This window comes from Streptomyces sp. NPDC048565, assembly GCF_040650935.1.
GTDB lineage: Bacteria > Actinomycetota > Actinomycetes > Streptomycetales > Streptomycetaceae > Streptomyces.
Genome location: NZ_JBEZIH010000005.1, coordinates 202,817 through 215,742 on the forward strand (window position 1 = coordinate 202,817; position 12,926 = coordinate 215,742).

General features: G+C 70.6%; 10 protein-coding genes. 3 read left to right on the plus strand and 7 right to left on the minus strand.

Annotated features, from left to right (window positions below; genetic code table 11):
- Nucleotides 1-134: 134 nt before the first annotated feature.
- Both AB0C75_RS08685 and AB0C75_RS08690 read right to left on the minus strand, forming a co-directional pair.
- Nucleotides 135-2,207, minus strand: coding sequence for a protein kinase (locus tag AB0C75_RS08685; protein WP_362888455.1), 2,073 nt, complete (start codon nucleotides 2,205-2,207; stop codon nucleotides 135-137).
- A 256-nt stretch (nucleotides 2,208-2,463) separates the two neighbouring features.
- On the minus strand, nucleotides 2,464-4,170 hold the full coding sequence (locus tag AB0C75_RS08690) for a glycerol-3-phosphate dehydrogenase/oxidase (RefSeq protein WP_362888457.1): 1,707 nt from the start codon (nucleotides 4,168-4,170) through the stop codon (nucleotides 2,464-2,466).
- 252 nt (nucleotides 4,171-4,422) lie between these two features.
- Between AB0C75_RS08690 and AB0C75_RS08695 the strand changes: the two genes are divergently transcribed.
- Nucleotides 4,423-5,685, plus strand: coding sequence for a nucleotide sugar dehydrogenase (locus AB0C75_RS08695; RefSeq protein WP_362888459.1), 1,263 nt, complete (start codon nucleotides 4,423-4,425; stop codon nucleotides 5,683-5,685).
- Nucleotides 5,686-5,831: 146 nt separating this feature from the next.
- Entirely contained in the window at nucleotides 5,832-6,479 is a 648-nt protein-coding gene (locus AB0C75_RS08700; protein WP_362888461.1) for a hypothetical protein, read from the plus strand.
- A 67-nt stretch (nucleotides 6,480-6,546) separates the two neighbouring features.
- Here AB0C75_RS08700 and AB0C75_RS08705 read toward each other — a convergent pair whose 3' ends face one another.
- From AB0C75_RS08705 to AB0C75_RS08720, 4 genes are all read right to left on the minus strand, one after another.
- Nucleotides 6,547-7,671, minus strand: a complete 1,125-nt coding sequence (locus AB0C75_RS08705; protein ID WP_362888463.1) for a GuaB3 family IMP dehydrogenase-related protein — start codon at nucleotides 7,669-7,671, stop codon at nucleotides 6,547-6,549.
- Nucleotides 7,672-7,934: 263 nt separating this feature from the next.
- Entirely contained in the window at nucleotides 7,935-9,437 is a 1,503-nt protein-coding gene (gene guaB / locus AB0C75_RS08710) for an IMP dehydrogenase (protein WP_362888464.1), read from the minus strand.
- A gap of 137 nt (nucleotides 9,438-9,574) precedes the next feature.
- Complete coding sequence (locus AB0C75_RS08715; protein ID WP_362888466.1) at nucleotides 9,575-10,150, minus strand: sigma-70 family RNA polymerase sigma factor; 576 nt, start codon at nucleotides 10,148-10,150, stop codon at nucleotides 9,575-9,577.
- 380 nt (nucleotides 10,151-10,530) lie between these two features.
- Nucleotides 10,531-11,142, minus strand: a complete 612-nt coding sequence (locus AB0C75_RS08720; protein WP_003948568.1) for a response regulator transcription factor — start codon at nucleotides 11,140-11,142, stop codon at nucleotides 10,531-10,533.
- Between the two features lie 439 nt (nucleotides 11,143-11,581).
- On the opposite strand from AB0C75_RS08720, the gene AB0C75_RS08725 reads away from it, so the two are divergent.
- Nucleotides 11,582-11,935 (plus strand): WhiB family transcriptional regulator, encoded by a 354-nt coding sequence (locus AB0C75_RS08725; protein ID WP_362888468.1) that lies wholly within the window; start codon nucleotides 11,582-11,584, stop codon nucleotides 11,933-11,935.
- 94 nt (nucleotides 11,936-12,029) lie between these two features.
- On the opposite strand, the gene AB0C75_RS08730 is transcribed toward AB0C75_RS08725, so the two are convergent.
- Nucleotides 12,030-12,920: a LysR family transcriptional regulator gene (locus tag AB0C75_RS08730; RefSeq protein ID WP_362888470.1), complete on the minus strand. Its 891-nt coding sequence runs from the start codon at nucleotides 12,918-12,920 to the stop codon at nucleotides 12,030-12,032.
- Between the last annotated feature and the right edge of the window lie 6 nt (nucleotides 12,921-12,926).

Sequence of the window (12,926 nt, forward strand, 5' to 3'; positions counted from 1 at the left end):
CGAGACCGCATCAATCCGTCAATCGCGGTCACTTGCTGTGCAATTGACCCATCACTTCGGCTGCGTACGGTCCTCGGCCTCTCACAATACGTGGCAAGCCGCAGCCGCGCGGCCGGTCACCGCAACCCGACCGGTCAGCTGGTCGGCTCGAACGTGGCGAACGCCGTCTCGCGCAGCGTCCGGCACTCGTCGTCCTTCCACGCGTCGGCCTTGCAGCTGACCATGATCGAGTAGCCGTGGGTGGCGTCGACCTTGAAGCCCCTGTTGAGGACACGGACCCGCATGCCCTGCTGGTTCCGGGTGAACTCCCAGTCGGCGACGGTCGGGTAGCCGTTGTAGTCGACCTTCTTTATCCGGATGTGCTTGTAGCCGTTGCTCAGGCTCTTGGTGGCCGCGACCGCCCCGGCCCAGGCAGCGGCGGCGTCGTCCTTCGGGGAGGAGTTGTAGTCGATCTGGACGCGGGGGAAGCCGCCGTCGGCGTTGTAGATGGCACCCGAGTTCTGTCCCGCTATGCCGTCGAACTTGAAGTTCTCGGGCATCGCCATGGAGAAGTGGAACTGCTTGTTGGTGACCTTCTTGTACCCGTCGGGCAGCGCGTCCGGGTCCGGAGTCGCCTCGTCGGTGTCCGACGAGGCGGAGGCGTCGCCGGACGCCTCGCCCGCACCCTGGCCGTCCTTGCCGCCGTCCTCGGCGCTGTCCTCGTCCTCGTCCTTGCCCGAGCCTCCGCCGGTGGCGGGCTCGGCGTCGCCGTCGGCCGTCGCACCCGAGGAGGCGGCGGTGCCGTCCTTGGAGCCACCGCCCTCGTTGCCCTTGTCGTCGTCGCCGAGGGTGAGCGCCAGGACCGTAGCGAGGACGGCGAGCACGACGACACCGGCGATGACCGCCAGCGTGCGGCGCGGCACGACATCGGTGATGGACGCCCGCGTCACGGCCTGACGCCCGGATCCCCCGGCGGGGCCGGAGGCCGATGCCGTGGCGGCCGGGGTACCCGGCGCCTGCGGAGGCACCGGGGGAACAGCGGCGGCCGACGGGGACTTCGCGTTGCGTACGGACCGCAGCGCACCGCGCAGCCGGTCCCCCGCGCTCTCCGTGGTCCCGGACGCGCCGACCGGGGCGGTCGCGGCGGAGGAGGCGGCGCCGGAGGCCTGGCCCGCGGGGGCCGGACCACCGGTGTCCGGTCTTCCTGAGCCCGCCGCTGCTCCGGCGGCAGCGGCGGCAGCCGCCGCCTTCTTGCCGCCGCTCCTGCTGCTCCTGCCGTTCTTGCTGCCCTTGTCGTTCTTGCTGCCCGTGTCGTCACCGATCTTGGGCAGCGCCATGATCTGGGTGGAGTCGGCGGGCGGCGCGACCGGCTGTTCCGGAGCGTTGATCACCGCGTTGAGCAGGACACGCACCCCTGCGTCGTCGAGCCGCTCGTCGGGGTCCCTGGCCAGCAGACCGTAGATGGCCTCCTCCAGCATGCCCGCGTTCGCCGGGGGTTCGACCGGTTCCGTCATCACCGCCGTCAGCGTGGCGATGGCCGAGCCCTTGTCGTACGGCGGGCGGCCCTCGACGCTCGCGTACAGCAGCCCGCCCAGCGACCACAGGTCGGCGGGCGGCCCCGGCTTGTGGCCACGGGCCCGCTCCGGCGAGATGTAGGAAGGGGCACCGACGAGCATGCCCGTCGAGGTGACGGAGGGGTCACCCTCGACCTGGGCGATCCCGAAGTCGGTCAGGACGACCCGGCCGTCCTCCGAGATCAGCACGTTGGACGGCTTCACATCGCGGTGCAGGATGCCCTCACGGTGCGCCGAGCGCAGCACGTCGAGGATGGCGAGGCCGACCTCCGCAGCGCGCCTCGGCGTCAGCGTCCCGTCCTCACGGATCACCTCGGCGAGGGACTTGCCCTCGATGAGCTCCATGACGATCCACGGCCGGTCGTCCTCGTCGACCACGTCGTAGACCGTCACCGCGCTGGTGTTGCGGATCCTCGCGATCGCTTTCGCCTCACGCAGGGTTCGCGTGATGAGGCGCCGCTTCTCGTCCTCGTCGATGGACGACGGGAACCGCAGTTCCTTGACCGCGACCGTGCGTCCCAACGTCTCGTCGGCAGCACGCCAGACCGTGCCCATGCCGCCCCGGCCGAGCACCTCCCCGAGGCGGTAACGCCCCGCGAGGAGACGTCCGTCCTTGTCCCCTTGGGGCTCCCGCGCCTGCTCCGCCTCCGACATGCGTCCCCTCTGCGATCAACCCGCCCTGGCAGAGCGTTCATTGTCCCTCACCCCGGGACCGGTCATGGTGCCGGGTCCGGGGTCGGTCGTCGCCCGCCAAGCGAACCACACCTCACGACCGCATCGTCCTACCTCCCCCGGCTCGGCGTCGAGGGCAGGGCCCCCCGGTCCGCCTCACCGGCACGCCACGAGGCCCCCGGCGGCGAGGAGATGTACCGCCAGGGGGCCCGCTCCGGCGCCGCTCGGTGAAAGGACCTCAGCGCGGCAGGATGTCCGGCGCCCCCAGCCGTGCCGCGTCCGCCGTCAGGTCGTCAGGCTGCCGCTGGGACTCCCGCTCCGCCTCCACCCGCTTGCGGTAGTGCTCCACCTCCCGCTCGACCCTGCCCTCGTCCCAGCCGAGCACCGGCGCCATCAGGTCCGCGCACTCGCGGGCACAGCGGGTGCCCCGGTCGAAGGTCTCGATGGAGATCCGGGTGCGCCGGGTGAGGACGTCGTCGAGGTGCCCGGCGCCCTCGTGCGAAGCCGCGTAGACGACCTCGGCGCGCAGGTAGTCCTCGGCGCCGGCCAGCGGCTCGCCCAGCGAGGAGTCGGCCGCCACGAGCTCCAGGAGCTCCTCCGTCATCGAGCCGTACCTGTTGAGCAGGTGTTCCACCCGGACGACGTGCAGCCCGGTGCGGGCGGCGATCCTCGCGCGGGCGTTCCACAGGGCGTGGTAGCCCTCGGCGCCGAGCAGCGGGATGTCCTCGGTGACACAGTCCGCCACCCGCTGGTCGAGGCCGTGCACCGCCTCGTCGACGGCGTCCTTCGCCATCACCCGGTACGTCGTGTACTTGCCGCCGGCGACGACGACGAGGCCGGGCGCCGGGTGGGCCACGGTGTGCTCGCGGGAGAGCTTGCTCGTGGCGTCCGACTCGCCTGCCAGCAGGGGGCGGAGCCCTGCGTAGACACCCTCGACGTCGTCCCTGCCCAGCGGGGTGTTCAGCACCGAGTTCACGTGTTCGAGCAGATAGTCGATGTCGGCGCTGGACGCGGCCGGGTGAGCCTTGTCCAGGTCCCAGTCGGTGTCGGTCGTACCGATGATCCAGTGCCTGCCCCAGGGGATCACGAAGAGCACCGACTTCTCGGTCCGCAGGATGAGTCCGGTCGAGGAGTGGATGCGGTCCTTGGGCACCACGAGGTGGATGCCCTTCGACGCCCTGACGTGGAACTGTCCGCGCTCGCCGATCAGCGCCTGGGTGTCGTCCGTCCACACCCCGGTGGCGTTGACCACCTGCTTGGCCCTGATCTCGTACTCGTCGCCGCCCTCGATGTCCTGCACCCGCGCGCCGACGACCCGCTCACCCTCACGGAGGAAGCCGGTCACCCGCGCACGGTTCGCCACATGCGCGCCGTATCCCGCGGCCGTGCGCACCAGGGTCGCCACATAGCGTGCGTCGTCCATCTGGGCGTCGTAGTACTGCAGGGCTCCGACCAGCGCGTCCTTCTTGAGGGCGGGGGCGATCCGCAGGGCGTGGCGCCGGGTGAGGTGGCGGTGCACGGGCAGGCCGCGGCCGTGGCCCGATGACACCGACATCGCGTCGTAGAGCGCGACGCCCGAGCCCGCGTACAGCCGCTCCCACCCCTTGTGCTGCAAGGGGTAGAGGAAGGGCACGGGTTTCACCAGATGGGGTGCCAGCCGTCCCAGCAGGAGCCCGCGCTCCTTCAGCGCCTCCCGTACGAGCGCGAAGTCCAGCATCTCCAGATAGCGCAGCCCGCCGTGGATCAGCTTGCTCGACCTGCTCGATGTGCCCGCCGCCCAGTCGCGCGCCTCGACCAGGCCGGTCGAAAGGCCTCTGGTCGCCGCGTCCAGCACGGTCCCGGCGCCGACCACGCCTGCTCCCACGACCAGCACGTCCAGTTCGCGCTCGGCCATCGCGGTCAGCGCTTCGGTGCGCTCCGCGGGTCCCAGTGTCGCTGTCCTCACTGCTGCCTCCCGGTAATCCCGGTGCATCGGGGGTACGGCACGGGAGCGGAGACCGGCCGGGGGGCCGGGCGCTCGTGCCCACCCCTCGATTCTGTCCGCGGTCCGCGACTTCAGCCACCGCCTGTGGACAACACCAGCCCCACATGAGTCACGGAATGCGACATATAGGTCATATTTACGCCTAGTCTGACATTGCGCTGTCTCCAGCAGTTGCGCTTTCTGTCTCTTGGCCTTACGGAAAGGACGACCCACATGCCCGCAGACCTCGCCGTCATCGGACTCGGTCACCTCGGCCTGCCCCTCGCCCAGGCAGCCGTCGGCATGGGAATCCACACCGTCGGCTACGACACCGACCCACGCCCCTTCGGGGAACTCTCCGCGGGCCGTAGCCCGGTCGAGGGATCCCTCAGCGCCTCCGACATCCGCCGGATGGTCTCGGGCGGCTTCCGGCCCACCGCCGACCCGGCCGAACTCGGCCGGGTGCGCACCGCCGCGATCTGCGCTCCCACCCCCCTCGGGCCGGACCGCACCCTCGACCTCCGCGCGGTCACCGACGCGACCCGGGCACTCGCCGCCCGGCTCCGGCCGCACACCACCGTCCTGGTGGAATCGGCCGTGCCGCCCGGCACCACCGAGAACGTCGTACGCCATCTGCTGGAGGAGGGCTCAGGGCTGCGCGCCGGACGGGACTTCCACCTCGCTCACTCCCCCGGCCGCCTCGACCCCGGCAACCGCACCCATGTCTACGGCAACACCCCGAAGGTCATCGGCGGCCTCACCCCCGCGTGCACCGAATCGGCCGCCGCCTTCTACGGCCGGCTCACCGACAAGGTCGTCCGGGCGCGCGGACCGCGCGAGGCGGAGATGACGAAGGTCCTCGAAACCAACTTCCGGCACGTCAACATCGCGCTGGTCAACGAGATGGCGGTGCTCTGCCACGACCTCGGTGTCGACCTCTGGGACGTCATCAGGTGCGCCGAGACCAAGCCGTTCGGCTTCGAGCCGTTCCGCCCGGGCCCCGGTGTCGGCGGCCACGGCGCCCCGGTGGACCCCGGCTACTTCCCGTACAACAGCCGTACGCCCGGCCACCCGTTGCGCATGGTCTCGCTGGCCAAGGAGATCAACGACCGGATGCCGAGCTATGTGATCCAGCGCTGCGCGACCCTGCTGAACGAGCACGGCAAGTCCGTGCGCGGGGCCCGCGTCCTGCTGCTCGGCGTCACCTACAAGCCGGACCTCGCCGACCAGGAGGCGTCACCCGCCCGCGAGATCGCGACCCGACTGATGGACATGGGCGCCCAGATCGGCTACCACGACCCGCATGTCCTCGACTGGCGGGTGCGCGACGTGCCCGTCCCGCGCGCCGACTCGCTCTACGAGGCCGCCGCCGGGGCCGATCTGACGGTGCTGCTCCAGCACCACCGCACGTACGACCTCCAGGGCCTCGCCGTGAAGGCCCAACTCCTCCTGGACACCCGGGGGGCGACGCCGGCGGGCGCCGCGCACCGCCTCTAGGGCGCGTTTCGAAACGCGCCCTAGACCCGCCCCATGCCCAAGTCCCGCAAGGGATTCACGGTGTCCTGTGTCAGTACGGACTGCTAGCCTGCGGCGTCACTTCTCGCACTGTAGTGCGTGTAACCGTCCCAGGGGGAAGATCTACCATGAGCCAGCCCGTGCAGCCGCCGAACCCGCCTCAGCCGCCCTACGGCGGCGGGCAGCCGACCGACGGAAACCCGTACGGGGCCCAGCAGCCGAACACCCCGTACCCGGGCCAGCAGGCAGGGCCGCCGGCCGGGAGCCCGTACCCGCCGCACCAGGCCGCTGCGCCGGCCGGTAACCCGTTCGGCCAGCAGGGCCAGCAGCCCGGCCAGTTCGGCGGCGGCCAGTTCCCGCCCGCCCCGCCGGCCGCCGGCAACAAGGCCGGCCTCGGGGTGCTCGTCGCCCTGGGCGTGGCGATCGTGGCCGCCATCCTCTACGGCGTCCTCGCCGGCTCCATCGAGCGTGAGGTCGGCTACGCGGCCGTCGCCGTCGGCTTCCTGGTCGGCTTCGCCGCGAGCAAGGTCGGCGGCGTCAACCCCGCCGTCCTCGGCGCCAGTGCCGTCTTCTCCCTGGCCGCCGTCTTCCTCGGCCAGCTCATCGGCATGTCGATGATCCTCGCGGACTTCAACGGCGTCGGCTTCTCCGAGGTGTTCTTCGACCGCTTCGGTGACGTCTTCGACATCTGGAAGGAGGAGGCCGACTTCATGACGTACCTCTTCCTGCTCCTGGGCCCGGTGGCCGCCTTCGGTGGCGCCAAGCGCGCCGGCTGACGCACAGCAGGCACGACGGCCCGGACCAAGTGAATGGTCCGGGCCGTCGTGCGTGCTACGCGTCAGGTCAGCGGCGGTGCTGCGAGTCCGCGACCGTCACCTCGACGCGCTGGAACTCCTTGAGGTCGCTGTAGCCCGTGGTGGCCATCGCCCGGCGCAGCGCGCCGAAGATGTTCATCGAGCCGTCGGGGTTGTGCGACGGGCCGGTGAGGACCTCCTCGGTCGTACCGACCGAGCCCAGGTCGACCAGCTTGCCGCGCGGCACGTCCTCGTGGACGGCCTCCATGCCCCAGTGACGGCCACGGCCGGGGGCGTCCGTGGCGCGGGCCAGCGGGGAGCCCATCATCACGGCGTCCGCGCCGCAGGCGACGGCCTTCGGGATGTCGCCGGACCAGCCGACGCCGCCGTCCGCGATGACGTGCACGTACCGGCCGCCGGACTCGTCCATGTAGTCACGGCGGGCGCCGGCCACATCGGCGACCGCGGTCGCCATCGGGACCTGGATGCCGAAGACGTTGCGCGTGGTGTGCGCCGCGCCGCCGCCGAAGCCGACGAGGACACCGGCCGCGCCGGTACGCATCAGGTGCAGGGCGGCGGTGTAGGTGGCGCAGCCGCCGACGATGACCGGGACGTCCAGCTCGTAGATGAACTGCTTCAGGTTGAGCGGCTCGGCCGCACCGGAGACATGCTCGGCCGAGACCGTCGTACCGCGGATGACGAAGATGTCCACGCCCGCGTCGACGACGGCCTTGGAGAACTGCGCGGTGCGCTGCGGCGAGAGCGCGGCGGCCGTGACGACACCGGAGTCACGGACCTCCTTGATGCGCTGCCCGATCAGCTCCTCCTGGATGGGGGCGGAGTAGATCTCCTGGAGCCGCGGGGTGGCGGTCTCGACGGGCATCTCGGCGATCTCGTCGAGGAGCGCCTGCGGATCGGCGTGCCGGGTCCACAGGCCTTCCAGGTTGAGCACGCCGAGGCCGCCGAGCTCGCCGATGCGGATGGCGTGCTGCGGGGAGACGACGGAGTCCATGGGCGCGGCCAGGAAGGGCAGCTCGAAGCGGTAGGCGTCGATCTGCCAGGCGATCGAGACCTCCTTCGGGTCGCGGGTCCGGCGGCTCGGTACGACAGCGATGTCGTCGAATGCGTAAGCCCGGCGGCCGCGCTTGCCGCGCCCGATCTCGATCTCAGTCACGATGTGTGGCCTTTCCCTCTACGTCTGCGCTGACCAGTATCCCCGACACACGGGTGAGCCCGCCCGTCGCATGGGGGGTGGGTCAAGGAGCGGGGCTGGGTGCGTACAGCCGCAAGGCGGAGGATTGAGGCAAAGCGGAGCGTTGTTGATTGACGACAACGCCGCAGATGCGCGTGCCCGGCCCCGCGACGCCACCCCCCGTGCGACGGGCGGGCCAAGGGCGGTCCGGGAAACCCGGTCCGCCCCTCACCTGGGCTGATGCCTTACTTCCTGCTGTAGTTCGGTGCCTCGACCGTCATCTGGATGTCGTGCGGGTGGCTCTCCTTGAGACCCGCCGAAGTGATCCGGACGAAGCGGCCCTTGCTCTCCATCTCGTCGACGCCGGCGGCGCCTACGTAGCCCATGGTCTGGCGGAGGCCGCCGACGAGCTGATGCAGCACGTTGGCCAGCGGGCCACGATAGGGAACCTGGCCCTCGATGCCCTCGGGGACGAGCTTGTCGTCGGAGGACACCTCCGCCTGGAAGTAGCGGTCCTTCGAGTACGAGCGGCCCTGCCCACGGGACTGCATCGCGCCCAGCGAACCCATGCCGCGGTACGACTTGAACTGCTTGCCGTTGATGAACATCAGCTCACCGGGGGACTCCTCGCAGCCGGCGAGCAGCGAACCGAGCATCACCGTGTCCGCGCCGGCCACCAGGGCCTTGCCGATGTCGCCCGAATACTGCAGGCCACCGTCGCCGATGACCGGGACACCCGCGGCACGGGCGGCCAGCGCGGCCTCGTAGATCGCGGTGACCTGCGGGACGCCGATGCCGGCGACCACACGGGTCGTACAGATCGAACCGGGCCCGACACCCACCTTGACGCCGTCCACGCCGGCGTCGATCAGGGCCTGGGCACCGTCACGCGTCGCGACGTTGCCGCCGATCACGTCCACGTCCACGGCCGACTTGATCTTCGCCATCCAGTTGAGGGCGTTGCTGTTGTGGCCGTGCGAGGTGTCGACGATCAGGAAGTCCGCACCAGCCCCGGCCAGCGCCTGTGCGCGGTCCAGCGCCTCCGGGCTGGCACCGACGGCCGCGCCGACGAGCAGCCGGCCCTCGGCGTCCTTGGCCGCGTTCGGGTACTGCTCGGCCTTCTTGAAGTCCTTGACCGTGATCAGGCCCTTGAGGATGCCCGCCTCGTCGACCAGCGGAAGCTTCTCGATCTTGTGGCGGTGCAGCAGCGCCATGGCGTCCACGCCGGAGATGCCGACCCTGCCGGTGACCAGCGGCATCGGGGTCATGACCTCACGCACCTGGCGCGAGCGGTCCGACTCGAAGGCCATGTCGCGGTTGGTGACGATGCCGAGCAGCTTGCCCGCGGGGTCGGTGACCGGGACACCGCTGATGCGGAACTTGGCACACAGCGCGTCGGCCTCGCCGAGCGTCGCGTCCGGGCCCACGGTGATCGGGTCGGTGACCATGCCCGACTCGGACCGCTTCACCAGGTCGACCTGGTTGACCTGGTCCTCGACCGAGAGATTGCGGTGCAGCACGCCGACGCCGCCCTGCCGGGCCATGGCGATGGCCATGCGGGCCTCGGTCACCTTGTCCATCGCGGCGGAGAGCAGCGGAATGTTCACGCGTACGTTCCGGGAGATGAGCGACGAGGTGTCGACCGCGTTGGGCAGCACGTCAGATGCGCCCGGCAGCAGCAGTACGTCGTCGTATGTCAGCCCGAGCGTCGCGAATTTCTCGGGCACTCCGTCGACGTTTGCAGTCATGACACCTTCCCCAAATGGCCTTGATCGGTGCGGATGTCCATGCTAACGGCCCCGCGGGGTGTCTCATTCCACGGGCAAGATCACCCAGCGGTTCTGTGGCATCCTCCACACGCGGGAACCGCTGGAACCCGCCCGCGCTACTGACCTGCGAGCGCCCGCAGCCTGCTCAGCGCGCGGTGCTGCGCGACGCGGACCGCGCCGGGGGACATCCCGAGCATCTGCCCGGTCTCCTCGGCGGTCAGCCCGACCGCTACCCGGAGGACCAGCAGCTCGCGCTGATTCTCCGGCAGATTGGCGAGAAGCTTCTTCGCCCAGGCCGCGTCGCTGCTGAGCAGCGCGCGCTCCTCGGGACCGAGCGAGTCGTCGGGGCGCTCCGGCATCTCGTCGGAGGGCACGGCCGTCGATCCGGGGTAGCGCATCGCGGCGCGCTGGAGGTCGGCGACCTTGTGGCCCGCGATGGCGAAGACGAAGGCCTCGAAGGGTCTTCCGGTGTCCTTGTAGCGCGGCAGCGCCATCAGCACCGCCACGCAGACCTCCTGCGCGAGATCCTCAACGAAGTGACGGGCATCACCGGGCAGCCGGTTCAGCCGGGACCTGCAGTAGCGCAGGGCGAGCGGGTGGACATGGGCCAGCAGATCATGGGTGGCCCGCGCGTCACCGTCGACGGCACGGTGCACCAGAGCACCGATCACCGTCGTCCCGTCCTCGCGCATCGGACCATGGTGCCTCGGCGCCGTCCTGTCCGAGTCATCGCGTCCCGAGTTGTGCACCGAAGCGTTATCAGCGGGTGCCCCGGATCGCGCGTCGCGCGCTTCCGCGTGCGCCCCCGCGGGTGCGTCGGTCTGTACGTCGTCGGTGTTGTGAGCCAGTGCTCCAGCGTTCTGAGCGGGTGCGCCGGATGTCATGTCCTGCGCCCTCCCCTTCCGCTCGACCGAATGTCCCCTGAGGAACTCCACACCCCCAAGGATGCGGCATCGGCCGGGAAGCGTCACACAGCGCTGGTGGGGACGGCCCGGCCGCGGGTCCGCCGCCACCGTCGCCCCGTCCGCCGGCGTGCGGACGGGATCGCACGGCTATCGGCCGCGCCGCGGCATCAGCGGACCAGACCCCAGCGGAACCCGAGCGCCACGGCGTGCGCACGGTCCGATGCTCCGAGCTTCTTGAACAGGCGTCGCGCGTGCGTCTTCACCGTGTCCTCGGAGAGGAACAGCTCGCGGCCGATCTCCGCGTTGGAGCGGCCGTGGCTCATGCCTTCGAGCACCTGGATCTCCCGCGCGGTGAGGGTCGGCGCCGCCCCCATCTCGGCGGATCGCAGCCGGCGCGGGGCGAGCCGCCACGTCGGATCGGCGAGCGCCTGGGTCACCGTCGCGCGCAGCTCGGCGCGCGAGGCGTCCTTGTGCAGATAGCCGCGGGCACCCGCGGCGACCGCGAGCGCGACGCCGTCCAGATCCTCGGCGACGGTCAGCATGATGATCCTGGCCCCGGGATCCGCGGAGAGCAGCCGCCGGACCGTCTCCACACCCCCCAGACCGGGCATGCGTACGTCCATCAGAATCAAATCCGAACGGTCGGCCCCCCAGCGGCGGAGGACTTCCTCGCCGTTGGCCGCCGTCGTCACACGCTCGACGCCGGGAACGGTCGCAACCGCCCGGCGCAGCGCTTCTCGGGCAAGCGGGGAGTCGTCGCAGACGAGGACGGATGTCATGACCGTCCTCCGCAGCTGATGCGCGTCACCTTGAGCCTCCAGGCTGATACAAGTCGTCACCTGTGCGGTTGACCCCCTCGGACATCTGCCCGAGCTCGTTCTCCGTCAACCGCCTCTCCCCCATCAACGACGGTCACTCGAAAGAGTTACGGGCCAAAGCATCCGGTTCGGCACTCTAAGTGAGGGGGCGCACACGGAGGAGAACGACACGGGGTCATTCACCCGTCAACCGAATTCCTCACTCGGCACTCTGCCCCATTTAGCGGGTTTTCTTCCCTTTTGCTGGAGTCTGTGGCTAGATTTCCAATCAGTCATATTTACATCTACTAACACCGTGGATGTACCGTCGGGACTCCGGCCACCAAGACTCCGGTCACCGACGAGCCACAACGGTCGAGGAAGCCGTTTCCGAACCAGCAAGGTTTCGAGGGGACACGCAATGGCAGATTTCTCCCGCCTTCCCGGACCCAACGCGGACCTGTGGGACTGGCAGCTGCTGGCCGCCTGCCGCGGGGTCGACAGTTCGCTTTTCTTCCACCCCGAAGGGGAACGCGGAGCAGCCCGTAGCGCCCGTGAGGCCTCGGCGAAGGAGGTCTGCATGCGCTGCCCCGTACGCGCCGAGTGCGCCGCGCACGCGCTCGCCGTACGGGAGCCCTACGGCGTATGGGGCGGCCTGACCGAGGACGAGCGCGAGGAGCTCATGGGACGCGCCCGCAACCGGCTGATCTCCGCCCATTCAGGAGCCCATTCAGAAGCCCGTTCGGGACCGCCCCCGGAGGCCGGCAACACCTGACACCCGGCACGACCCGCCGAATGCAGAAACGTTTCCTCTCACCTGGCGTGCCCGCCGCGGGACCCGCACCCACGGCTGCGGCAGGCCGGGCGGGTCAGCGTGCGGCAGCCCGGGACAGCTCGTCCAGGGTCGCCGCGACAGCCGGCACCCGGGCCAGGTCGGGCAGGGTGAGGGCGACGATCTCCCGCTCCACGGCCGGCTCCACCGACACGGCACGCGCGCCCTTGGGCCGTACGGAGTCGAGGGCGAGCTGGGGCAGGACGGCGACCCCGAGACCCGCTCCGACCAGGCCGATCACCGCCGGGTAGTCGTCCGTGGCGAAGTCGATCCGAGGCGTGAAGCCGGAGTCCTCACAGACCTCCACCAGCTGCCGCCTGCAGCGCGGGCAGCCGGCGATCCACGGCTCGTCGGCCAGCTCCCCGATGCCCACCGCGTCGGCTCCGGCCAGCCGGTGCCCCTCGGGGACCAGGCCGATCAGCCGGTCCCTGAGCAGCGGGCGCACCACCAGGTCGTCCCATTCGCCGCCGGTCGTCCCGTAGCGGAAGGCCAGCGCGATGTCGCAGTCACCGTCGCGCAGCATCTCCACGGAGCGCGGCGGTTCCGCCTCGACGAGCGACACCTGGGTGCCGGGGTGCGCGGCGCGCAGCGCGGCGAGTGCGCCGGGGACCAGGGTGGAGCTCCCGCTCGGGAACGACACGAGCCTGACCCGGCCCGCCCGCAGTCCGGCGATGGCGGCGATCTCCTCCTCGGCGGCGGTCAGCCCCGCGAGGATGCCGGACGCGTGCCGCACCAGCGCCTCACCCGCCTGGGTGAGGCGCATCTCGCGCCCCGTACGGATCAGCAGCGGGGTGCCGGCAGAGCCCTCCAGGGCCTTCATCTGCTGGCTGACGGCGGGCTGGGTGCAGCCCAGCTCCCGCGCGGCGGCGGAGAACGAACCGGTGGTGGACACGGCGCGCAGGACACGGAGATGACGAGCTTCAATCACCCTTCA

Excerpts from the sequence above, each read along its gene's own strand:
- AB0C75_RS08700 (WP_362888461.1), top strand. The coding sequence starts at position 5,832 with ATGAGCCAGCCCGTGCAGCCGCCGAACCCGCCTCAGCCGCCCTACGGC.
- AB0C75_RS08695 (WP_362888459.1), top strand. The coding sequence starts at position 4,423 with ATGCCCGCAGACCTCGCCGTCATCGGACTCGGTCACCTCGGCCTGCCC.
- AB0C75_RS08715 (WP_362888466.1), bottom strand. The coding sequence starts at position 10,150 with ATGCGCGAGGACGGGACGACGGTGATCGGTGCTCTGGTGCACCGTGCC.
- AB0C75_RS08720 (WP_003948568.1), bottom strand. The coding sequence starts at position 11,142 with ATGACATCCGTCCTCGTCTGCGACGACTCCCCGCTTGCCCGAGAAGCG.
- guaB (WP_362888464.1), bottom strand. The coding sequence starts at position 9,437 with ATGACTGCAAACGTCGACGGAGTGCCCGAGAAATTCGCGACGCTCGGG.
- AB0C75_RS08685 (WP_362888455.1), bottom strand. The coding sequence starts at position 2,207 with ATGTCGGAGGCGGAGCAGGCGCGGGAGCCCCAAGGGGACAAGGACGGA.
- AB0C75_RS08725 (WP_362888468.1), top strand. The coding sequence starts at position 11,582 with ATGGCAGATTTCTCCCGCCTTCCCGGACCCAACGCGGACCTGTGGGAC.